Annotated in this window: 19 protein-coding genes; 6 read left to right on the forward strand and 13 right to left on the reverse strand. The window is 40.3% G+C overall.

Annotation, left to right across the window (positions count from 1 at the left end):
- Positions 1–296 precede the first annotated feature (296 nt).
- From KTR07_RS06345 to KTR07_RS06360, 4 genes are all read left to right on the forward strand, one after another.
- Entirely contained in the window at positions 297–3023 is a 2727-nt protein-coding gene (locus KTR07_RS06345; RefSeq protein WP_113748913.1) for a response regulator, read from the forward strand.
- A 173-nt stretch (positions 3024–3196) separates the two neighbouring features.
- Positions 3197–3631, forward strand: coding sequence for a copper resistance protein NlpE (locus KTR07_RS06350; protein ID WP_062695935.1), 435 nt, complete (start codon positions 3197–3199; stop codon positions 3629–3631).
- A gap of 167 nt (positions 3632–3798) precedes the next feature.
- On the forward strand, positions 3799–4236 hold the full coding sequence (locus tag KTR07_RS06355; protein WP_062695074.1) for a DoxX family protein: 438 nt from the start codon (positions 3799–3801) through the stop codon (positions 4234–4236).
- 105 nt (positions 4237–4341) lie between these two features.
- On the forward strand, positions 4342–4893 hold the full coding sequence (locus tag KTR07_RS06360) for a DUF3332 domain-containing protein (RefSeq protein ID WP_008765673.1): 552 nt from the start codon (positions 4342–4344) through the stop codon (positions 4891–4893).
- Positions 4894–4969: 76 nt separating this feature from the next.
- On the opposite strand, the gene KTR07_RS06365 is transcribed toward KTR07_RS06360, so the two are convergent.
- From KTR07_RS06365 to KTR07_RS06375, 3 genes are all read right to left on the reverse strand, one after another.
- On the reverse strand, positions 4970–7288 hold the full coding sequence (locus tag KTR07_RS06365) for a BamA/TamA family outer membrane protein (RefSeq protein ID WP_062695073.1): 2319 nt from the start codon (positions 7286–7288) through the stop codon (positions 4970–4972).
- Between the two features lie 218 nt (positions 7289–7506).
- A complete protein-coding gene (locus tag KTR07_RS06370; RefSeq protein WP_117981730.1) occupies positions 7507–8829 on the reverse strand; it encodes a TonB family protein in 1323 nt (440 codons plus the stop codon).
- A 12-nt stretch (positions 8830–8841) separates the two neighbouring features.
- Positions 8842–9204 (reverse strand): BlaI/MecI/CopY family transcriptional regulator, encoded by a 363-nt coding sequence (locus KTR07_RS06375; protein WP_008761500.1) that lies wholly within the window; start codon positions 9202–9204, stop codon positions 8842–8844.
- Between the two features lie 191 nt (positions 9205–9395).
- Between KTR07_RS06375 and KTR07_RS06380 the strand changes: the two genes are divergently transcribed.
- Complete coding sequence (locus tag KTR07_RS06380; RefSeq protein WP_070750599.1) at positions 9396–10154, forward strand: RNA methyltransferase; 759 nt, start codon at positions 9396–9398, stop codon at positions 10152–10154.
- Here KTR07_RS06380 and KTR07_RS06385 read toward each other — a convergent pair.
- From KTR07_RS06385 to ileS, 5 genes are all read right to left on the reverse strand, one after another.
- On the reverse strand, positions 10105–10482 hold the full coding sequence (locus KTR07_RS06385) for a hypothetical protein (RefSeq protein WP_008765669.1): 378 nt from the start codon (positions 10480–10482) through the stop codon (positions 10105–10107). The genes KTR07_RS06380 and KTR07_RS06385 overlap by 50 nt on opposite strands.
- 4 nt (positions 10483–10486) lie before the next feature.
- On the reverse strand, positions 10487–11569 hold the full coding sequence (locus KTR07_RS06390; protein ID WP_117981731.1) for a DUF4296 domain-containing protein: 1083 nt from the start codon (positions 11567–11569) through the stop codon (positions 10487–10489).
- Entirely contained in the window at positions 11559–12215 is a 657-nt protein-coding gene (locus KTR07_RS06395) for a lipoprotein signal peptidase (RefSeq protein WP_008761496.1), read from the reverse strand. The genes KTR07_RS06390 and KTR07_RS06395 overlap by 11 nt, the downstream gene beginning before the upstream one ends.
- Positions 12216–12312: 97 nt before the next feature.
- Positions 12313–12693 carry a TraR/DksA C4-type zinc finger protein gene (locus tag KTR07_RS06400; RefSeq protein ID WP_005931903.1) on the reverse strand — a complete coding sequence of 127 codons (381 nt, stop codon included), beginning with the start codon at positions 12691–12693 and terminating at the stop codon, positions 12313–12315.
- 36 nt (positions 12694–12729) lie between these two features.
- The gene (gene ileS / locus KTR07_RS06405; protein WP_117981732.1) at positions 12730–16218 is read right to left on the reverse strand and encodes an isoleucine--tRNA ligase; all 3489 of its coding nucleotides are present in this window, start codon (positions 16216–16218) and stop codon (positions 12730–12732) included.
- A 204-nt stretch (positions 16219–16422) separates the two neighbouring features.
- Between ileS and KTR07_RS06410 the strand changes: the two genes are divergently transcribed.
- Positions 16423–17472 carry a DUF2776 domain-containing protein gene (locus tag KTR07_RS06410; protein ID WP_061473536.1) on the forward strand — a complete coding sequence of 350 codons (1050 nt, stop codon included), beginning with the start codon at positions 16423–16425 and terminating at the stop codon, positions 17470–17472.
- 156 nt (positions 17473–17628) lie between these two features.
- Here the strand turns inward: KTR07_RS06410 and KTR07_RS06415 are convergent, their stop codons facing one another.
- The 5 genes from KTR07_RS06415 to KTR07_RS06435 all read right to left on the reverse strand — a co-directional run bounded on the left by KTR07_RS06415 (position 17629) and on the right by KTR07_RS06435 (position 23160).
- Positions 17629–19167 carry a carbon-nitrogen hydrolase family protein gene (locus tag KTR07_RS06415; protein WP_011107456.1) on the reverse strand — a complete coding sequence of 513 codons (1539 nt, stop codon included), beginning with the start codon at positions 19165–19167 and terminating at the stop codon, positions 17629–17631.
- A 142-nt stretch (positions 19168–19309) separates the two neighbouring features.
- Positions 19310–20368 carry an ACR3 family arsenite efflux transporter gene (gene arsB / locus KTR07_RS06420; RefSeq protein ID WP_011107455.1) on the reverse strand — a complete coding sequence of 353 codons (1059 nt, stop codon included), beginning with the start codon at positions 20366–20368 and terminating at the stop codon, positions 19310–19312.
- Positions 20353–22065, reverse strand: a complete 1713-nt coding sequence (arsA, locus tag KTR07_RS06425) for an arsenical pump-driving ATPase (protein WP_117859927.1) — start codon at positions 22063–22065, stop codon at positions 20353–20355. Before arsA ends, arsB begins: the two co-directional genes overlap by 16 nt.
- Before the next feature lie 29 nt (positions 22066–22094).
- Positions 22095–22421, reverse strand: a complete 327-nt coding sequence (arsD, locus tag KTR07_RS06430; RefSeq protein ID WP_117859926.1) for an arsenite efflux transporter metallochaperone ArsD — start codon at positions 22419–22421, stop codon at positions 22095–22097.
- A 31-nt stretch (positions 22422–22452) separates the two neighbouring features.
- Positions 22453–23160: an aromatic aminobenezylarsenical efflux permease ArsG family transporter gene (locus KTR07_RS06435; RefSeq protein ID WP_217315247.1), complete on the reverse strand. Its 708-nt coding sequence runs from the start codon at positions 23158–23160 to the stop codon at positions 22453–22455.
- Between the last annotated feature and the right edge of the window lies 1 nt (position 23161).

The following is a 23161-nucleotide window of genomic DNA, read 5'->3' on the forward strand; positions in this document are numbered from 1 at the left end:
TATATTTTCCTACAAAGATAAAGATAAAAACGAGAATATGCAGACCCGGACAAGCACTTTTAGTATTTCACCTTATATAATATAGATTTCCCGAGAGTGAAAAGATGCCTTTCATGCTTTCCTGGCATTAATCAAAAGCAAAGTTGTCATTCACTTTTATTAGTGTTAATTTCTTTATTCCATATTTTTATTGTATGTTTGTGAGCATATAGCTTCTTGCAGCAATCAAGAAGTTGTATAAATTAATCAATAGCAAACAAATCAGAGCATCATACATAGACAAAAACAAAGGACAAATGAACCCAAGTGAAACAGAACCTACCCAAAATGTAATGTCATCTTCAGCACCAGAAACATTCCCTTTAATAAAAGATCAACTTCTATTTGCAGAAAGTATCTACGCTTGTCTGCCAATGAGTATTGAGATCTATGATACAAATGGTATCTTGCGCAGTATCAATGAACATGCATTGCAGATGTATGGAGTCACTGATAAAACGACTGTAGTTAATATCGTCAATCTTTTTAATAGTCCTTATGTGGACGAAACTCTCAAAAATCGCATTCAGAGAGGCGAAGATATTGTTCTGGAATTCGAATACGACTTTGACCGGATAAAAGACAACGCATACTTCTCTACCCAAAATAAGAACACGATCATTTATGAAGCAAAGGTCGTTCCCCTGCGAAGCAAGGAGGGAGAAATCATCGGGCATATATTGCTTTCCAACGATGTGACTGCCATAAAAGAAGCTGAATTCCGTACGGATGAAAGCAAAAAGAATCTGGAAATGGCAATGGAAGCGGCCTCTATGTCGTCTTGGGTATATGACGTGTATAAAAAAACATTCAATCCATTACATGGAGATCCTATAGCTAAAAAAAACACGACATTAGATCAGATTCTAAATATACTGCATCCACAAGATCATGAACCTTTAATACAACTTTTATCACAACTGACCAACAAAGAAATTCTGCAAGGAAACATCACCTTACGTTTCTATAATGAAGAAGAAAAGCAATACCGCTATTATGAAAGCATGATGCGGTTATCTTTCGAACATTTTGGGAAATTGCTGATTATAGGAACCCAACTGGATATAACGGAAAGGATGCAAATGGTAAAGAAGACGCAGGAATTAATCGCCAAGCGTGAACTGGCCATGAAAGTCAGCAATATCATTCATTGGGATTTCGATGTACGGACTCAAGAGTTCGAAGCCTATAATGACCCGATCAATGATTATGCCAGTGATAAACTGGTGAGCATCCAACGATACATGGATGTTATTCATCCTGAAGACCGTTCTTCATCCTATGATGCCATACAGTCTATGCTATCAGGCAAGGAACTCACCATTAACTTCACTTGCCGTATGCAAACGAAGTATGATGAATCCTGGCAATATTGTAATATCATAGGCGTTCCATTCGAGAAAGACGAATATGGCAACAACGTACGATATACCGGTTTCAGGCAAAATATCTCCAAGCTTCATCAGCTGAATGAAGAACTTGAAGAAAGAAACTACAAAATGCAGCTCACCTTCAAAACCGTAGGTATGTCCTACTGGGACTTTGATGCAAAGAGCAAGCAGTTCAGAGCATTTAATGACCCGGTCAATGACTTCCACTCTGAAAATGTAATTACTCTTGAAGAATATCTGCATGCCGTTCATCCGGAAGATATAGATATGGTTCGTGAGAATATTAATTATATGATTAATAGAACAACTAAAGAAGTAAACTTTAAATTCCGTTCCAAAACAAAATGGGATAAAGAATGGCAAACCCTTATTGTTACGGGTATTCCGGTGGAAAGAAATAAGAAAGGCAATGTAATCCGCTACACCGGTATAAAAGTCAATAATACGAAATGGGAGAAAATGGCACAGCAACTAAAGGAGCTGAAAGACAAAGCCGAACTTTCCGACCGGCTGAAATCAGCCTTCCTTGCCAATATGAGTCACGAAATACGTACTCCTCTGAACGCGATTGTAGGCTTCTCCGAACTAATGGTCTATTCTGAAGACCCGGCAGAAAAAGAAGAATACATGAGCATCATCCAATCCAATAATGAATTATTATTGCGGTTGATTAATGATATTCTCGACCTCTCCAAGATAGAATCAGGAATACTTGAACGCAAGAGGGAAACCTTCAACCTGGCCAAAGTTTGCGGCGAATTATATACGATGATTCAACCAAAGATAACCAATCCGGATGTTGAGTTCCAGATGGCCAACTCAGGTCCGGACTGTTGGATTTTCCTGGACAGAAACCGCCTCAAGCAAGTATGGATGAACTATCTTACAAACGCAATCAAATGTACCAAATCCGGACATATAAAAATGGGATACGGCATCGAAAGAGGAGGAATCCGGATTTATGTGGAGGATTCCGGAGTCGGTATCCCGATAGAATTGCAGGAACGAGTGTTTGGACGGTTTCAGAAACTCAATGAATTTGCTCAGGGCACCGGACTCGGACTGGCTATCTCAAGAGCTATCATTGAAGGAGCCGGAGGAGAAGTCGGATTTACTTCCACTCCCGATGTAGGATCAACATTCTGGGCATGGATTCCTTGTGAAATAAGCATTCAGGAAGAAGATAGCCCAACCGTTTCGCAACCATCGAAGCAACAAACTTCGCTGAATGAAATAGACAAGAAAGAATTGAAGATACTGATAGCCGAAGATAATGACAGTAACTATACGTTAGTGCAACATATTCTCAACAATTATAACCTCACCCACGTACAAAACGGAGTGGAAGCGGTAAATAAAGTACGCGAAGAAGAATTCGACCTTATTCTCATGGATATGAAAATGCCCGTTATGGGAGGGTTGGAAGCCACCCGCAAAATTCGGGAGTTCAATCAAAAGATACCTATTATTGCACTTACGGCCAACGCCTTTGACTCCGATAGGGTCAGTGCCCTTGACGCAGGATGCAATGAATTTCTGGCTAAACCGATAAAGAAAAGCCAGTTGCTTGAACTTTTTTCGAAGAAATGGTAAAGTTTATATATAAATATATAACCGCATGGTTTGTCTAAGTTTACCGACAGAAAGAGTGTTTCATTAATTCATAAATTAAATTGTCCGGTGCTTTTTATTGCCCGGATTCAACTTATTATTTATATCTTTACGCGCTATAAACTTAATTAGATAAACTATTAAAAGTAATGATCATGAGAAAAATTATCATTCTGGTATGTTACTGTTTTCTTCTGGCAGCTTGCGGAAACAGTGCGAAAACAAACAATAGTACAAGTGCGGACAGCACAGCAACCGAAGTAGTCGATATACATAATGCCGAGACATCGCTTGACTATGAAGGAACCTACAAAGGCGTCTTCCCCGCCGCCGACTGTCCGGGCATCGAAACAACGCTGACACTAAACCCCGACAAGACGTTTACTCTTCACTCTGTATACATCGACCGGGACAGTTCATTTGATGAAAAGGGAACTTATACACTCGAAGGTAACATATTGACTCTAAAAGAAGAAGGAGGAGAAATATCTTATTATAAAGTAGAAGAAAACAAAGTTCGTCTTTTGAACGATGACAAACAAGAAATAACGGGAGCACTTGCCGAACACTATATATTAAGTAAAGAGTAAGTTAGGAAATCCTGTCATTACAGAAAGATACCGGAAATAAAGTGGCAGATCAGCCATTTTATTTCCGGTATCTTTTTTTGTTTCTATGTTTTATCATTTTCCGAAAACAATTTCAATATTTTTTATGTTTATATAGATATAAAACAAACTTATAAAAAGAACGACTTATGATTTATAATTTTTTATTCCCCACCAAGCCGAATACAACAAAAGTATCTTTGTTCCTATTGGCAGCCCGCATCATTTTCGGAATATTATTAATGAACCACGGTATACAGAAATGGAGTAATTTTCAGGAGCTGTCAACGGCTTTTCCTGATCCGATCGGTCTGGGCAGTTCCATATCTCTCGGATTAGCCATCTTTGGTGAGTTGGTATGTTCGATGGGCTTTATCGTTGGTTTTCTATACCGGTTGGCAATGATTCCGATGATCTTTACGATGGTAGTGGCCTTTTTTGTCATTCACGCTAATGACGTATTTGCAGTAAAAGAATTGGCATTCATCTACTTAGTAGTATTTGTATTAATGTACATTGCCGGACCCGGCAAATTTTCCATAGATTATTTCATTGGAAGCAAGTTGGCGCACAACAAACGTAAATGACATAAAAACAAGAAATAATAACCTTGATTAATTTAAAAATGTTATATTTGCATCTATTAAAAAGAGAATTTATCAATATTTTATTAATCAAAAAGTAAAGTAAACATGAAAAAAAGCAAACTGACATTAGTAGCGGTTGTACTTAGTGGTAGCTTATTATTCAGTTCCTGTGTTGGATCATTTGGCTTATTCAACCGTTTAAGTTCCTGGAATCAAGGAGTCGGAAACAAATTTGTAAATGAGCTTGTATTTTTAGCTTTCAACATTGTTCCGGTTTATGGCGTAGCATACCTTGCTGATGCCTTAGTAATCAACTCTATCGAATTCTGGAGCGGTTCCAACCCGATGGCTAATGTAGGCGACGTGAAGAAAGTAAAAGGAGAGAACGGTAACTATATGGTTAAAACGCTTGAAAATGGTTATTCAATCACCAAAGAAGGCGAAACTGCTTCTATGGATTTGATTTACAACAAAGAAGCGAATACCTGGAATGTAGTTGCAAACGGTGAAAGCTCTGAGCTGTTAAAGATGAACAACGACGGCACTGCTGACCTGTTCTTGCCGAACGGTGAAAAAATGAACGTTACATTGGATGCTCAAGGCATGATGGCTGCCCGTCAGGCTACTATGAGCAACTTGATGTTTGCCGCTCGTTAAAAGCATATACAATAAAACAAAAAGGAGATGAAACCGTATAATCAGTTTCATCTCCTTTTTTATTAGCAATGATTGATCAGAAAGGATATCCTACCGCAAAATGGAAAGCAAAATCACGACTGAACTTAGGATGGATAATCGGATAACGATCTTTCCCCTTTTCATAAACAGGATTAAGCGCCTTCATACCTCCGTCAAAACGAAGAATGAAGAAATCCAGATCCAGACGAAGCCCTAATCCGTACGCTACCGCTATTTGCTTATAGAATTTATCGAATTTAAAGACTCCTCCCGGCTGATTGTCATAATCACGAATGGTCCATATATTACCGGCGTCCACAAAGATGGCTCCCTGAAACTTCCAGAATAATTTGCTTCGATATTCAATGCTGGCATCCAGCTTGATATCACCGGACTGATCCAGTAAATTGGTATTTTCATCCCTCACAAAAGAGCCCGGCCCCAAGTCACGTACCGTCCACCCGCGAACACTGTTGGCACCACCGGAAAAGTATTGTTTCTCAAACGGGATAGTCTTCGCATTCCCGTAAGGAACAGCAATGCCCATACCTATATGAAACGCAAACGAGTTACGATGATCTATCCTTATATTCTTAGAAAAGTCAAATTCTCCTTTCACATATTGTGCATATGGAATGCCCAGAATAGCATATTCCCCATCATTATTCTTACGGATATTCGTTGCTTTGGATAAAGCATACATGATATTTCCCGCTGATTCGAAATTAAAACGGATGGAATATGAATTGGAAGCAATTGTATTATTAATGATGGCACCACCAATACTATTGTAATGATAGCTATATCCCATATTAATAATCAAACGGTCCTGATAATTATACTGAAGAATATGGCTCTGCCCTTTGTTAATAAAATCATCCTTAAACCTCTCCGAAATTCTCGGCAAATAAAGGAAACCGATATTAATCAAATCGATACGATGTTGTATTTTCTGGCGTTGAGTCCACTTATAGCTCCATGAAGCCGATGCCATGGTACGTAGAAATTCGGGACGCATCTGATAATTATACTGTAATCCGAACTCTGTAGTGGCCCTAATCTTCCGTTTATAGTCCGAAGAGAGAAAAGGAAACAGGAAATTAGGAAAGTTGATACTTGTCTCCACCCCGTATTCCGTATAATTATTGTTAGAATAGCCTGCCTGAAGTCCGGAAATCACTTCATAAGCACCACGAAACTTGATCATAAAAGTCTCCGAACCGCGAAAGAGATTCCTGTTTTGAAAAGAGACGGAAGCTGCTGCTCCCAAATCACCGGCTGAATTGGTTCCTTCCAATTCAAAAGCTACCGACTTGTGTTTACTCTTGGTCAACATCACATAGCAGTCAAGCTTCGCCGTATCCCCTACCTGATTTTCAAGAAAACGGATATTGGTATATTTCAAGGCGGACAGACGTCCGAAATTGGAATAAGTCTGCTGCACATCCTGTTCATCGAACAAATCCCCCGGAGCAAAGCGAAGATTATCAGTAAGCATCTTCGGGCGTAAATAGAGTTTATCTTTATAATAAATAGGGTACCCTTTAAAATGAAGAGAATCATTGATATCCATACTGTTCAGCGCAGAAGATTGCAGGACATCATAATCCGTAATAAAGTTAATCTTATTTATCCAATATTGTTGGTGTGCTTTCACCGAATCGCTCACATGCGCTCTGTAGGCGTGCAAATGCAAGGTCAAGTCTACCTGATAAGTACCCCGAACCGTATCTGCCGTATAACCGACATAATCCTTATTGAACTTATAATAACCATTCCGAAGCAACTTGTCAGTAATTCGCTGACGCTCGGCATCCAGCACGTTCACATCAAATATCATTCCTTCTTTCAGCAGACTTTTGGCGGAATCCTGCTTCAGAAAATCAGCAATCTTAGGATCACGAATATCATATTTTAATGAATTGACAATATAAGGATCGCCGGCTGTCACCTCATAATACAGCTTGATCTTTTTCTTCTTTATTTTAGTCGAACGCTTCACTGTGGCCGCCATATAGCCCATATTGCGCATTGCCTTCGTAATTTCATCCTGCGAGCGCTGCGCTTCAGTCTCACTATAGATTACAGGAGCATCCCCGATTCTTCTCAGGAACTTATTTCCCCATTTAGTAGAGTCTCGTCCTGAAAGGTTGTAAACATAAAGCTGTGTTTTGATTAAACTGAACCATTTGGCATTAGGGTTCTGTCGCACATACATTCGTAAGGAAGAAGGACGGACATTTTTCTGATCTGTATGAATCTTGACTTCATCCAGCAGATAAGAGCCATCCGGCACATACTTAGTGGCAGTGCACGAAGCGAGCGACAGAATGATAACGGCAAAAGTAAATAAGTAAAGAAATCCTTTCCTCATACAGTATCTCTATAAAAGCGGAAGCAAATATATAGGGACAAAGATAGAGCATATTTTTCGTTCGGGGAAATTATCAAAACAATAATTAATGCGACAAAAGTTCTTTTCACCACGAATTATAGAAATTCACACAGATATTCTGACTAATACCTATCCTGTCGACTGTATATGCTGATGATCTTTTCTATAAATCGTGATGAAGAAAATTTCTAATTCTTTTATTGGAGCCTGAACATAACAGGAATTGTGTATTTTACACTTACAATTTCTCCCTTATTCATACCCGGTTTCCATTGGGGCATCGAATTTATGACACGAAGAGCTTCTTTATCCAAATCCGGATCAATGCTACGTACTACTTTCGCACCAGAAATACTACCATCTTTGTTAACCACAAACTGTACAATAACGCGACCCTGAATTTTATTTTCTATCGCCTTCGTCGGATACTTGATATTGCGACTCAAAAAACTCAGTAGTTCTTTCTGTCCTCCGGGGAAATCCGGCATCGTTTCCACTACTGAATAAATAGAATCACCTTTCGTCTCAGTGATTGCAACCTCAACCTGAGGCTCTGCTGTCTTATCTGGCTCAGCAGCTACTATAGTATCTGCTTTTTCTGTATCAGACTGGACTTTATCCGCTTTCTTATTAGCACAATTACTGAATAACAGCAATAATGCGGCCACTGGTATAAACATCAGATACTTACCTACCATGATGTTATGAGTTCTTTTTCTGTTTAGCATTTTAATTCGTTTTTTTAAGGGTAATACACTAAAGTTGTTATAGAAGTTTGCTGCAGCCAATGAAGTATGTTTAATTCCCAACAAATGATATTGATACGATTTCTTGTCATAGCCGGACGTCACTACTTGCTTGTCCGCCAGATACTCATGATTCATACGTATTTCACTGCGTATCAACCAGGAGAACGGATTAAACCAACATAATAATATAACCAGTTGAACCAGTATTATATCCAATGAATGCAACTCACGGACATGAGTTTGTTCATGTATCAATATCTCATCAATTTCCTTATCCGAATATTGCATCGGATTTATGAATATCCAATGAAAAAAGGAACAGGGCTCCCCTACATCTTCCAACTGATAAACAGGTACACCTTTCAGAGAATAGCGCCGAGAGCAGGCTAAAGAGCGATGTATTTTACTAACTTCCAAAAGATTACGCAGTAACAACATACCTATTCCCAATCCATAAATAATCCAGACCCAGATACCGGTCTGCCAGGTTGTCACTTCAACTTCTGTTGTAGCAACGGGTAAAGCCGTAGTAACCAGCACTTCCGGTAACAGTTTATTGTAAACGGTAGTAAACGTTTCTCCTATTGCATACTCGTCCGTCCAGCCTGAAAAATCAATCAATGGATAAATCAGCGAAGTCACACATATCAGCAGCAACATGATCCGTCTCAGCCTGAAAAATGTATCCTTGCTGAAAGAGAGCTTATAGAATGCATATAATACAATCAAAGCTATATTTACTTTAATCAAATAGATTGCAAAAGATTCCATGCCTATCTTGATTTATGATTCTTCATCCTCAATAATATTGATTAAATCCTCGAGTTCTTTCTTGCTGATTTTACGATCGCGGACAAAAAAGGAAACCATTTCTTTGTACGAACCTGTAAAATAGTTACTTACTACTCCATTCATAAAGCTACGCTTATAGTCGCTTTCTTTCACCAGCACATGATACTGAATAGAATTCCCTAACTTGAAAGGAGACAAGAATTTCTTTTTCTCCAGATTACGGACTACAGAGGCTACACTTGTATATGGCGGTTTTGGTTCCGGCATTTCATTCACAATCTCCCGGATAAAACTCGGTCCCATTTTCCAAAAGTAAATCATCACTTCTTCCTCTTGTTGTGTCAATCTTTCCATATCGTTATATTTTATACTGAATATCAAACTACTAATTTTAAGCAAATCTACTAAATTTAAGTAGATAATCAATTTTTATTCATACAAATATTGTTAATATGAGAAAGAATTATTTTCAAAAAACTTGTTCAACAGCCGATTTATTAAAAATATATTTATAGCTTTGCGGTAAATAAAGAAGTAAAAGAATAATGCTAAGCAAAAATAAAATAAAGTATATCCATTCACTGGAACTAAAGAAAACACGTAAAGAAGAACAAGTATTCCTAGCCGAAGGTCCTAAATTAACAGGCGATTTACTAGGACATTTCCCTTGCCGTTTTCTGGCTGCAACTTCTTCGTGGTTACAAGCGCATCCCGACATTCAAGCAAATGAAATTGCGGAAGTCTCTCAAGAAGAACTATCACGTGCCAGCCTGCTGAAAACACCACAGCAAGTACTTGCTGTTTTCGAGCAACCGCAATATATGTTAAGTCCGGAGTTCGCACGCCAGTCTCTTTGCCTGGCACTGGATGATATTCAGGACCCGGGGAACCTGGGTACGATTATCCGGCTGGCGGACTGGTTTGGTATCGAACATATTATCTGTTCTCAGAACACGGTAGACGTATACAATCCCAAGACCATACAAGCCACTATGGGAGGAATCGCCCGTGTTAAGGTTCATTATACCTCTCTTCCCGAATTTATTCATTCACTCGGTGATGCTCCTGTATTCGGAACATTTCTGGATGGGGAAAACATGTACGAACAACCATTATCCACCAACGGACTGATCGTAATGGGAAATGAAGGTAACGGAATAGGAAAAGAAGTGGAAGCACTCATCAATCGGAAACTTTATATCCCCAATTATCCACAAGGAAAAGAAACCTCGGAATCTCTCAACGTAGCTATCGCTACCGCAGTAATCTGTGCCGAGTTCCGGCGACAGGCTGCATGGAAGTAAAATCAAAAGGATAAAATAAATAAGGAAACAGTACTTCTCCCCTCTTTTCAGACGCCGCAAGAGCCTCTTTAAAACATTGGGAAGTTTGATCCGAAACTATAGGAAAATTAAATTGAAACACTGGGATGTTTTTTTCAAACATCTCAGTGTTTTTTATTTCATTATCGGGGAGTAATGCGATCAGTCCGGGCATCCATTCAACAGACTCAATTTCTTCCGTCAACGGAAAAATATCCCGTGCATAGCCTTCATCAGCAATCTCTACTACTTGTTGTCTGATAAAGCCAACATCAGGCAGAAGCAAATAATGAGCGGCAAAGCGTTTCATAATATTAACGGGAAGGTGACTGACGTCTTTGCTGATTTCTACGCTGATTCAATTGCCGTTCCCTTCTTTGCTCAATCTTCTCCTGCTGGATATGTTGCTCTACTTCAATCTGTTCCGGCTTCTTTTCAGGAGTCACCGTACGACGGCGATTCATTTCTTCCGGTGATATACGTTGATTATCCTTCAGATCATCGACTTTTTGCAAAGAGTCTTTCGAAATCTTGTTATCTTTTTGATCGGATACCTTCTTTAAAGAATCTGTCTTCAAAGCTTCCAGTTGATTAATCGAATCACGTTCGGCTACAGAAAGCGAGTCTGAGCAATGATAACGGGTTAAAGAAAAACGATCAGCCAGTAATGCACCGGCTTTCTCTCCCTGTACTCCCGGGTAATAGATAAAACCTTTTATTTCCTTCATCACACCCAATGTATCTGCATACAAACGTAACTGGTACACACCCGGATCAGTGATTGTTTCCAGGCGATTTAATGTATCCTTTTCATAAATAACCTGCATGGCCATCGTAACAGCTCTCAAAGAATCGGCAAGCATCGGTTCGAGGAAATGATAACGTACTTCCCAAACTAATGTATCACGATCTTTATAATTAGTATCGGCAGGTAATACAAAGGCATACTGGTCATTCATCATCTCACCCGTCAGACGTATCAGACGTTTCCAGGGCCAGACATCAATACTATCACCCGGTTCCGACATCTTCGGTTTATTGTCACGCAAAGCTATCAGATGATTAATTTCATTCTGCTGGGCTTTCAGGCGTTTGCTCACCTTTTCATAAATTTTCGATAATACCTCCGTGTTGCGTGTGTACCACACCAAAGACGAATCGAATACAGCTTCCGTTGTACCGTATTTTTTGAAAACGGCATCGAGATACAGAGTCTTCTTATAATTCTCATTATAAGGCAGATTATCTCCCATAGACTTTGCCAGATGATAATCATACAGCAAATTCTCCATCTTCGATTCTGAGATTACATCGTCAGGTCTTTTGACTTTACAGCCTGCTATCGCAAGCGCCAACATGCAAACACAACACAGATGAAACCGAAACCTACTCTTCATGACCTAAGCTTTCCTTTTTATTTTTATCCAGTGAATGGTAAGATTCATTCAAGTACTTGCTATAGAAAAGTAGCAAAGCAATGATACCACAACTGATGGCAGCATCTGCAAAGTTAAAGATCGGACTGAAGAATATAAAATGTTCTCCACCTACGAAAGGCATCCATGTAGGCCAGTTTGTGTCGATAATCGGGAAATAGAACATATCCACTACTTTGCCATAGAACCAGGTAGAATATCCACCGCCTTCGGGCATAAAGCTGGCAATCTGTGAATGAGTACTTTCATTGAAAAAGACGCCATAGAATACACTGTCTATAATATTCCCCAAAGCTCCGGTCAGGATGAGGGCCACACAGACGATATATCCGGTCTTGAAGCCTTTTTTTATAATCTTATAAAGATAGTAGCCTATCAGCCCTACTGCCACAATACGGAAAGTGGTCAGAAACAACTTTCCAAATATTTCCATACCGAAAGCCATACCGTTGTTTTCGGTGAAATAGATATAAAACCAGTCCGTCACACGTATGCTTTCATGCCAATACATGTGAGTCTTAATCCAGATTTTAATGATCTGGTCAATAATCAGTACGGAAAAGATAACAAGCAGGGCAATTCTACCCTTCGTGAATAGTTTCTTCATTTGTTCATCATAAATTAAACATAACGAGCTACAAGTTGCCGTGCGTAAACATTGCGCAGCTACTTGTAGCTCGTCATCCGTAGCTTGTAGCTATCTATTATTTTTTACCACTGTTCTTAGCCTCGATGCTGAGTGTAGCATGAGGAACAGCACGCAAGCGTTCTGCCGGAATCAACTTTCCAGTCTCACGGCAAATGCCATACGTTTTATTCTCAATACGTACCAAAGCTGCCTGCAATCCTTGGATAAACTTCAGCTGGCGCTGTGCCAGGCGAGTCGTTTCTTCCTTTGAAAGCGTATTAGCTCCTTCTTCCAACACTTTATAAGTAGGAGATGTATCGTCGGTATCATTACCATCCAATCCCATCAAGCTCATCTTCAACTGATCGTAATCACGTTGAGCCAACTCCAACTTCTCCATAATAATGGCACGGAATTCCTCGAGTTCCGCATCCGAATATCTAGTCTTTTCTGCCATAACTTTACTAGTTTAAAAGGTTAATCAATATTAGTATTAGTCTTTTATCACATTGACAAACAATGAGAAATCGTCAAAATTAAGTTCTGTGCCGTCTTTCACTTCATCTGCCAAATCAAGGGATGTTCCTAAAACCTGGTTACAAATATAAGTATTATATTCGTTCACCGCATCATCTGTTTGCGTATTTTTGGAGATTGTGATCTTTATTTTGTCCGTAATCTCGAAACCGCTGGACTTACGTATATTTTGAATACGATTCACCAATTCGCGGGCTATACCCTCACGACGCAGTTCTTCGGTAACTGTAACTTCAAGAGCAACAGTCAGTTTACCTTCATTAGCAACCAGCCATCCCGGAATGTCTTCGCTGAAGATTTCGACATCCGCAGCTTCGATCACAGCTTCCGCTCCATCCAGATTCAATGTGTACTTTCCGTTCTTTTCGAGTTCAGCTATCGCTTCCTGAGACATTTCCGCTACAGCAGCAGCCACAGCCTTCATCTGTTTGCCGAATTTCGGGCCTAACTTCTTAAAGTCACATTTCACCTTCTTTACCAATACGCCGGCGTCACCATCCACAAACTTGATATCTTTTACATTCACCTCATTCATGATCAATGCTTTCACTGCTTCGATGTGAGCTTTCTGTTCTCCATCCACTACCGGAATCATGATACACTGAAGCGGTTGGCGAACTTTGATGTTCACTTTACGACGCAATGCCAATACCATAGAAGTTACGTCCTGTGCCATTTGCATACGGGCTTCCAGTTCCTTGTCTATCATTTCTTCCTGATACTTCGGGAATTCAGCCAAATGAATAGAAACCACATTATCACGTCCTGTAGCAGTGATCAAATCCGTATACAGACGATCGGAATAGAACGGAGAAATAGGCGCCATCAACTTCGCAACTGTTTCAAGGCAAGTATACAATGTCTGATAAGCAGACAGTTTATCCTGAGTAAATTCACCGCCCCAGAAACGTTTACGGTTCAGACGAACATACCAGTTAGACAGATTGTCATTGACAAAGTCAGAGATCAAACGTCCTGCCTTAGTCGGTTCATATTCATTATAGCAAGTATCTACTTCCTTGATTAAGGTGTTCAATACTGACAAAATCCAACGGTCAATTTCCGGACGTTCTGCCATCGGAACATCTGCTTCTTTATATTCGAATCCGTCTACATTGGCATACAGCGCAAAGAACGAATATGTATTATATAAAGTACCGAAGAACTTACGGCGAACTTCTTCGATTCCGTCAATGTCAAATTTCAGGTTGTCCCATGGAGATGAGTTAGTGATCATGTACCAACGCAACGGGTCAGAACCATACTTCTCAATCGTAGTAAACGGATCGACAGCATTGTTAAGACGCTTGGACATCTTATTACCGTTCTTGTCGAGCACCAGTCCATTAGAGATCACGGCTTTGTACGACACACTATCAAATACCATAGTAGCGATAGCATGCAGTGTAAAGAACCATCCACGTGTCTGGTCTACACCTTCCGCGATAAAGTCTGCCGGATATACTTCACGGTTATCCAGAATGTTTTTGTTCTCGAACGGATAATGAATCTGTGCATAAGGCATAGCACCGGAATCAAACCAAACGTCAATCAGGTCTGATTCACGCTTCATCGGCTGACCGTCTTCCGATACCAGAATGATATCGTCTACATACGGACGATGAAGGTCTATCTTATCATAATTTCCTTCGGTGTATTCGCCCGGTACAAAACCTTTATCCTTGTACGGATTGGATTTCATAAATCCGGCAGCTACCGATTTCTCGATTTCATTATATAGTTCTTCTACAGATTCGATACATATTTCGCTCGTTCCATCTTCCGTACGCCAGATAGGCAGTGGAGTACCCCAATAACGGGAACGGCTTAAGTTCCAGTCATTCAGATTTTCCAGCCATTTGCCGAAACGTCCTGTTCCGGTAGATTCCGGTTTCCAGTTGATCGTCTTGTTCAGCTCCATCATACGCTCCTTGCAGGCTGTAGAACGGATAAACCAGCTATCCAACGGATAATAAAGCACCGGTTTGTCTGTACGCCAGCAATGAGGATAGTTGTGTATATGTTTTTCGATTTTGAAAGCCTGATTGTTTGCTTTCATCATCATACAGAGAGCGACATCCAGAGATTCGGCAGCCTGAGCTGCTTTCTCGTCATACTTGCCGTCTACCATAAATACGGGATTATAGGCATTCTTTACCCATGCACCCTGATATTCTTTGTATTTGTCTACATCCACACATTCTTTCACGAAGTTTTCATCCAGTTCGTCCAGCATATAGAACTTACCGGTAAGGTCTACCATCGGACGGGTTTCACCCTTCTTGTTAATCATGAAGAGCGACGGTATACCTGCTGCACGAGCCACGTTCGCATCATCCGCACCAAACGTCGGTGCGATGTGCACGATACCCGTACCGTCTTCCGTCGTTACATAATCACCAGGGATTACACGGAAGCCTTTACCGCTAACTTTCCATGTTCCGTCTTCAGATACTTCAACCGGTTTCACCCAAGGGATCAGTTGCTCGTATTCCATACCAATAAGGTCAGCACCTTTGTATTCGGCAACTACCTTGAACGGTACAAGCTTATCTCCTGCCTTGTAATCTTCCAGTTTCAGATCAGCAGCTTTTGAATTGAAATGAGTATTTAATAAAGCTTTCGCCAGAACAACCGTGATAGGTTCTCCTGTATAAGCATTATATGTCTGTACTGCAACATAATCGATTTTTGGTCCTACACAAAGCGCTGTATTTGAAGGCAATGTCCAGGGAGTTGTTGTCCAGGCAAGGAAGTAAGGAGTCCCCCACTCTGCCATTTCCGGTTTCGGGTTCTTCATCTTAAACTGGGCAACAGCTGTCGTATCCTTTACGTCACGATAGCAACCCGGTTGGTTCAGCTCATGCGAACTCAATCCTGTTCCGGCAGCCGGAGAATACGGCTGGATTGTGTATCCTTTATACAGCAAGCCTTTCTTATGCAGTTGCTTCAGCAGCCACCACAATGTTTCGATATAACGATTGTCATACGTGATATAAGGGTGCTTCATATCCACCCAATATCCCATCTGATGAGTCAGGTCTTCCCATTCCTTGGTATACTTCATCACGTCCTTACGGCAAGCAGCGTTATAATCTGCTACAGAGATTTTTTTACCAATATCCTCTTTTGTGATACCTAATGCTTTTTCTACACTTAGTTCCACAGGCAGTCCGTGCGTATCCCATCCGGCTTTACGCTTTACCTGGTAACCTTTCATTGTTTTGTAACGACAGAAAATGTCCTTAATGGTACGAGCCATTACATGGTGAATGCCCGGCATACCATTAGCCGAGGGAGGTCCTTCGAAAAACACAAACGAAGGGCAGCCATCACGTTCTGTCATACTCTTGGCGAAAACCTGGTTTTCGTCCCACTTCTTCAACACGTCTTTGTTCACCTGTGAAAGGTCAAACTGCGAATATTCAGTAAATCTCTTACCCATAGCTATATCTACGATTTTACTATTTACAATTTGAGGGGTATCCCCATTTTTAAGGGTGCAAATTTACAAAAACATTTGTTTAGTTGAGCAAAAAGCAAGGACTTTTAATTGGAATCATGTGAAGTTATCGTTTATAAATGGATGTTGCGTTAAACAAAACGGATATCTCCTTGTTTTAGTGGGAAAATAAAAAGCACTTAAGTTATGAATTACGGTATTAGTATTTTATTCAGAGCAATCCCTTTGGCGATGGCGGTCTTTTGCTTCGGATACGGAGCATTCATTTACGGTTATGGTGACGCGGGAAACCGTCTGGTGGCAGGTCCTGTTGTATTTTCACTAGGTATGATATGCATTGCGCTGTTCTGTACGGCAGCCACTATAATCCGGCAAATCATACATACCTATAATGAAGCTACAAAATACGTTTTACCTGTTGTGGGCTATCTGGCAGCTATCATAACGATTGTCGGAGGTATCTGCATTTTCAATGCCGCTACCACTACTTCAGCCTTCGTCGCAGGGCATGTCATAACCGGTGTAGGATTTATCACAGCTTGTGTAGCTACCGCCGCTACCTCTTCCACCCGATTTTCTTTGATTCCGGCCAATGCCAAAGCTACCGGAAATGAAGTGCCGGAGGGAGCGTTTTCTATTGGCCAGAGACGGGCAATGATCATTCTCGCAATCGTCATTTCCTGTATCGCATGGATATGGGCGTTCATCCTGTTAAGCAACAGTCACTCTCATCCTGCTTATTTTGTAGCAGGTCATGTGATGGTAGGGCTCGCATGTATTTGTACCAGTCTGATTGCATTGGTAGCAACCATAGCCCGTCAGGTCCGGAACGACTATTCGGAAAGAGAACGTAACAAATGGCCGAAACTGGTTTTATTAATGGGATCGATCTCTTTTGTATGGGGCATATTCGTCATCCTTGCCGATTCAGGAAGTGCAAACGGTACTACCGGATACATCATGCTTGGTCTTGGCCTGGTATGTTACAGTATTTCCAGCAAAGTGATTCTACTCGCCAAGATATGGAGGCGGGAGTTCAAACTGGCTAACCGAATCCCTATGATTCCGGTACTGACAGCATTAGCATGCCTGTTTCTGGCTGCCTTTGTATTCGAGCTTGCTACCGTAAACGCTGATTATTTTATTCCGGCACGGGTTTTAGTAGGACTTGGAGCGATCTGTTTCACACTGTTTTCTATCGTCAGTATATTGGAAAGCGGCACATCTTCTAAATAATAAAAAAGTCATGTCTCAAAGGTATATGTTTACTCTCTTTTAGGCACGGATTACACGGATTTCACGGTTTTTGCTATAAATGAATGTCTTTAGAACCGTGTTAATCCGTGGAATCCGTGCCTAAATACTTTTTACAATCAATAGGCGCTTTTACTCTTATTTCTTGAATCTGACTTCGTAAACATCATTTCTACGGTCTTTCAGATTGCGCACACTACCGTAAGTATGGAGTGCATTCAATAAATCCAGATCGACATCCGAAACCAGAATCATTTCCGTATTCGGAGTGGCTTCCGCCCGTTTTCCATCAGTCGGAAAAGCAAAATCACATGGAGTGAACACTCCCGACTGTGCATATTGAATATCCATATTATGAACACGGGGAAGATTTCCTACACAACCTGCTATGACTACAAAGCATTCATTTTCAATCGCACGCGCCTGAGCACAGACACGAACACGGGAGTAAGCATTCTGTGTATCAGTCAGGAAAGGTACAAATAAGATTTGCATTCCCTGATCCGCCATCAAACGGGAAAGTTCCGGAAATTCCACATCATAACAGATCAGGACTCCGACCTTCGCACAATCTGTATCGAAAGTTTGCAGCAGTTTACCACCGCTCAATCCCCAACTCTTGATTTCATCCGGAGTAACGTGCATTTTTTCATACATCTCATAAGTTCCGTCACGCCTGCAAAGGAAGCCTACATTATATAACAGACCATCCTCCTTTACATACGGCATACTTCCTGTGATAATATTGATATTGTAACTGATAGCCAGATTTATAAAGCGGTCTCTGATCTCATCGGTATACTTTGCCAATCCACGAATAGCCTGCGATTCTCCTTTATCATTAAACTTCGACATCAAAGGAGCGTTGAAATATTCCGGAAAAAGAACAAAATCACTTTTATAATCTGATACGGCATCTACAAAGAACTCCACTTGTTCGAAGAGGTCGTCCAATGTCTTGTAACTACGCATCTGCCACTGTACCAGTCCCACACGGACAGTCGTCTTTGGGTTGATATATTCCTGCGTAGGCGGCTGATAATAAATATTATCCCACTGCAACAAACAGGCATAATGCTTGGATTCCTCATCATTCGGCAAATAATTGGTCATTACTTTGCGAACATGGAAATCATTCGATAATTGGAAGGTAAGAACCGGATCATAAATTTCACGCTGCCGTACCCGTGCGATATATTCTTTCGGGCGCATCTTATCGGCATATTTATGATAATTCGGAATACGGCCACCGAACATGATAGCTTTCAAATTCAATGTTTCGCAAAGTTCCTTGCGATATTCATACATACGACGAGCCAGACGCAAACCACGGTATCCCGGATGAATAAACACCTCAATACCATACAGGATGTTTCCTTCCGGATTATGAGTATTGAATGTTTCCTTACCGGTAACTTGTGCATACGTATGGTCGTTCTTTACCTTATCGTAATCAAGGATGATGGAAAGAGCACAACCTACGATTTTATCATCGACGACTGTCACAATCTGTCCTTCCGGAAAAATACTTATTAATTTCTTTATCTGGGCATGAGTCCAAAATACATCGCTACCGTCAGAGTAAACACGGGTAAACGATTGGGATAACTGTGCATAGTCTTCAATTTGAAGATTACGTATCTGTACTTTATTAATTTTAATTGGATGTTGTTCCATAACAATATATGTTTTTAAAAAGACAGTGCAAAGGTACAGCTTATACTTTAATAGTGTTTTTAAACCAATGAATATTTATTATTCTTAATTCAAAGTTTTCTTTTCAATATCTTGATTTCTTGTACGTATCGTCTAGAGTATTCTATTTACTCATACTTGATTTTATTGTAAACCACCTGTATGTATTATTTGCAACTCTCACTAACATCAGCATAACCGGAACTTCAACCAACACCCCTACCACTGTAGCCAATGCAGCACCGGATTGCAAACCGAAAAGCGATATAGCCACAGCCACCGATAATTCAAAAAAATTGCTTGCACCAATCATTCCGGCAGGTGCAGCTATATTGTGAGGTAATTTCCACCATTTCGCCCAACCATAGGCTACAAAGAATATCAGAACTGTTTGCAACACAAGCGGAACGGCAATCAATACGATGTGCAACGGATTGTTCAATATGGTTTCTCCTTGAAATGAAAACAGAATGATAAGCGTTAATAGTAACCCGCCAGTCGTATAATTATCAAACTTACGGATAAATACAGTATTAAAATATTCTATCCCTTTTCGCCGGATAACCAGTATGCGGGTTATTATTCCGGCAGAAAGAGGAATGACAACAAACAATACAACTGAAAGCAATAATGTATCCCACGGAATCGTAACGCCACCTACGCCCAATAAAAAAGCAACAATAGGAGCGAAAGCAACCAATATGATTAAATCATTCACTGCAACCTGCACCAATGTATAGGCAGCATCCCCTTTGGTCAGATAACTCCATACAAATACCATTGCCGTACAAGGTGCAGCACCCAATAAGACTGCCCCTGCTAAATATTCTTCGGCCAATTCGGCAGATATTAGAGACTTGAAAACAACGTAGAAGAATAGATAAGCTATTCCAAACATTGTAAAAGGCTTTATAAGCCAATTTGTAATACAAGTGATGATAATTCCTTTCGGACGCTTACCAACGTTTTTAATACTCTGAAAATCTACTTTCAGCATCATGGGGTAAATCATTAACCAAATCAGGATAGCCACAGGTATAGACACATTGGCGTATTCTAATTTACTCAATGTTTGCGATATTGCCGGAAACCATTGTCCGATAGCAATACCAGCAACAATGCACAAAGTTACCCAAACAGTCAGGTATCTTTCAAAAAATCCAATTCCTATATATTTTTCCATCCAATCAAGGCAGCATTACCCTTTGACAATTGTTCTACTTTCTTAATCCAATTTACTTCATTTTGTGCTTTCGCCTGCAAAAATGAATTTTCCGTATTTGTCATTGACAGGCAGGCATTTACTACCCACCATTTGTTATTAATTCCGGCGCGTTGCAAATCCATTTGCAGGCGTTCAGCTTCAAATACAGGTGTCGCTTCAGGCAAGGTAACAATTACGACTTCCGTTTCCTTTGGATTACGCAAACGGGGCAATAAATTGGCTACCGCTCCCGTAACTGCTCCTTGGGTACGTTCTACTTCTTTATGGTAGCTTTGGGTAGCATCCAAAAGCAACAATGTATGACCTGTCGGTGCAGTATCAATCACCACAATTTCATTGTCCGCTTTATCTACAATTTCGGCAAATGCCTTGAAGACTGCTATTTCTTGTGTGCATGGCGAACGTAAATCTTCTTCAATATATTCCATATCTTCGGCAGTCATGGTCTCTGCCGCTTTGCTACGAACTTCATTCTTGTAGTTTTCCAATACTTCCGCTTCATCAATATGACTGACTGTAATACCCGACTTTATAGCGAGATCATAGTTCAGATGGTTTGCCGGATCAGTGGTGGTAAGATGTACCTTTGCACCGAGTTTTGTTAATTTCAGAGCTATTTTTGTTGCTAAGGTAGTTTTACCTACACCGCCTTTTCCCATTGTGAACACTACCCGCTTACCGGAAGTATAGAGGTCATTAACCAAGTCGTCTATACTTTTAGCACCACTTATAGGCTGATAACAAATATCATCCGCAAGGCTGTCGCTGTATAACATACGGCGTATATTAGCTATATCAGATAAATTATAAGAACGTAGAGGAACGCTGTACATAGGATATTCAGATAGTTCAGCAGGCATACCCTGTAATGCCTTTTGCTGCCTGTTATGCAGTTGTCGTGACACATCATCCGCTTCATTCAGTTGCTGTAAAATACCATTTATCACCAACAACTGATTTTTAATTCCCAATAGCTGTAATTCAGATGAAGAGCGGGCAGCTTCTTTCAATGGAGAAATTTCAGGACGACTGACCAGTACTAACCGAGTTGCGCTTGTATCAGATAGGGTTTCTACCGCCTGTTTATAAATTCCTTTCCGTTCCTCCAAGCCTGATAACTGCCCTAAACAGGATGCACCATGGGTACTTTCACTAATAAATGTACTCCACGCAGATGGAAGCTGCAACATTCGCAATGTATGTCCGGTAGGTGCTGTATCAAAAATAATATGGTCATACTCCTTTGCTTTATCAGCATCGGTAATAAAGTCCGAGAACTCATTAAAAGCTGCGATTTCTACTGTGCAGGAACCTGAAAGCTGTTCTTCCATATTCTGAATAACGCTTTCGGGTAATTTTCCCCTGAAAGGTGCAATAACACTTTCTCTGTATTCTGCTGCTGCCTGCTCAGGATCAAGGTTTACAACAGTCAGTCCCGGCACTTCTGAAATAGCTGTACCGTGTCCGTTTAAGGATTGATCGAAAACATCTTGTAAGTTAGAAGCCGGATCTGTACTGATAAGAAGTATTTTCTTTCCCTTATCAGCCAAACCAACTGCTGTGGCACAAGCAATAGAAGTCTTTCCTACTCCACCTTTACCTGTAAAAAACAGGTATTTAGTCAGTTCTATATCGGATAAATTGAATGCTTTCATTTCTTTTTTAATATAAATCTGTTATACATTTATTTAGCGGGCATTAAATCTAAATTCACTCCCGTCCATTCACTCATTTGTTTAGTGGTAGGATAAACTTTAGAAACTGCAATTTCACCATCTACTAAAGTAATAGGTAAAGCTTCTGCACCATTCTTTTGAAGATATTCATTTACAGTTTTATTACTCACATACACCTGTGGTTCATCCCGTAAATTGTGACGGGTAACAATAACACCCTGTCTTTTCAATGTTTCGACAACAACTGCAATCCTCATCAATTCAGGATTGATATTTGTTCCACACAAACCCGTAGGGCAACACATTGCCGGATCAAAAATTTCTATCTTTTTCATACTGTCCTTTATTTAAATTAATTTAAATTGTTCATAGATAAAAAACGACCGCATAATAGATTCCTATGACTATAAAGAGTATAGCAACAATTTTGCGAAACCATTTTTCAAAAATTTGTACGCTGTTATAAAACCGACCTAATCCGGCTACACTATACGCCAATATCCAAGCAACAAGGATTACAGGCACCCCTGTAGCGATAGCATATATTACGGGTAAAAAATACCCGCCCGTTTCTGCTGCCGCCAAAGGCATAAGTATACCGAAATAGAAAACTCCACTGGTGGGGCAAAAGGCTAGAGCAAACAAAATACCCAATAACAAAGCGCCCCAACTACCTTTTGTATTCTTCTTTAGCCCCTCTCCGCTAATATTGATTTTGGGTATATTTAGCTTTATAATATCGAGCATGAATATCCCTATGATAATTAATACCGGAGCAATCAACATCTCACCGTATTTACTTACCACCTTTTGAACCATATACATACTTGCCCCCTCACGAAGAACCGGAATAAGAATAACCCCAAGTACTGTATAAGTCACTATCCTGCCAAATGTATAAAGTAACCCATTTATGAATATACGGTGACGGTTTTCTATATCCTTACCAATAAAACCTATTGCCGTTATATTAGTAGCCAAAGGGCACGGACTGATTGCCGTTAAAATTCCTAAGATAAAGGCTGTTATAACAGGAACAGAACTATTGTCTAATAGTGATTGAAGAAAATCCATC

It is taken from the genome of Bacteroides sp. MSK.20.82, from assembly GCF_019052485.1.
GTDB lineage: Bacteria > Bacteroidota > Bacteroidia > Bacteroidales > Bacteroidaceae > Bacteroides > Bacteroides thetaiotaomicron.

Bases quoted from the DNA above. Each gene is read 5' to 3' on its own strand.
- KTR07_RS06345 (WP_113748913.1), top strand. From the start codon at position 297: ATGAACCCAAGTGAAACAGAACCTACCCAAAATGTAATGTCATCTTCA.
- KTR07_RS06350 (WP_062695935.1), top strand. From the start codon at position 3,197: ATGAGAAAAATTATCATTCTGGTATGTTACTGTTTTCTTCTGGCAGCT.
- KTR07_RS06355 (WP_062695074.1), top strand. From the start codon at position 3,799: ATGATTTATAATTTTTTATTCCCCACCAAGCCGAATACAACAAAAGTA.
- KTR07_RS06360 (WP_008765673.1), top strand. From the start codon at position 4,342: ATGAAAAAAAGCAAACTGACATTAGTAGCGGTTGTACTTAGTGGTAGC.
- KTR07_RS06365 (WP_062695073.1), bottom strand. From the start codon at position 7,288: ATGAGGAAAGGATTTCTTTACTTATTTACTTTTGCCGTTATCATTCTG.
- KTR07_RS06370 (WP_117981730.1), bottom strand. From the start codon at position 8,829: ATGGAATCTTTTGCAATCTATTTGATTAAAGTAAATATAGCTTTGATT.
- KTR07_RS06375 (WP_008761500.1), bottom strand. From the start codon at position 9,204: ATGGAAAGATTGACACAACAAGAGGAAGAAGTGATGATTTACTTTTGG.
- KTR07_RS06380 (WP_070750599.1), top strand. From the start codon at position 9,396: ATGCTAAGCAAAAATAAAATAAAGTATATCCATTCACTGGAACTAAAG.
- KTR07_RS06385 (WP_008765669.1), bottom strand. From the start codon at position 10,482: ATGAAACGCTTTGCCGCTCATTATTTGCTTCTGCCTGATGTTGGCTTT.
- KTR07_RS06390 (WP_117981731.1), bottom strand. From the start codon at position 11,569: ATGAAGAGTAGGTTTCGGTTTCATCTGTGTTGTGTTTGCATGTTGGCG.
- KTR07_RS06395 (WP_008761496.1), bottom strand. From the start codon at position 12,215: ATGAAGAAACTATTCACGAAGGGTAGAATTGCCCTGCTTGTTATCTTT.
- KTR07_RS06400 (WP_005931903.1), bottom strand. From the start codon at position 12,693: ATGGCAGAAAAGACTAGATATTCGGATGCGGAACTCGAGGAATTCCGT.
- ileS (WP_117981732.1), bottom strand. From the start codon at position 16,218: ATGGGTAAGAGATTTACTGAATATTCGCAGTTTGACCTTTCACAGGTG.
- KTR07_RS06410 (WP_061473536.1), top strand. From the start codon at position 16,423: ATGAATTACGGTATTAGTATTTTATTCAGAGCAATCCCTTTGGCGATG.
- KTR07_RS06415 (WP_011107456.1), bottom strand. From the start codon at position 19,167: ATGGAACAACATCCAATTAAAATTAATAAAGTACAGATACGTAATCTT.
- arsB (WP_011107455.1), bottom strand. From the start codon at position 20,368: ATGGAAAAATATATAGGAATTGGATTTTTTGAAAGATACCTGACTGTT.
- arsA (WP_117859927.1), bottom strand. From the start codon at position 22,065: ATGAAAGCATTCAATTTATCCGATATAGAACTGACTAAATACCTGTTT.
- arsD (WP_117859926.1), bottom strand. From the start codon at position 22,421: ATGAAAAAGATAGAAATTTTTGATCCGGCAATGTGTTGCCCTACGGGT.
- KTR07_RS06435 (WP_217315247.1), bottom strand. From the start codon at position 23,160: ATGGATTTTCTTCAATCACTATTAGACAATAGTTCTGTTCCTGTTATA.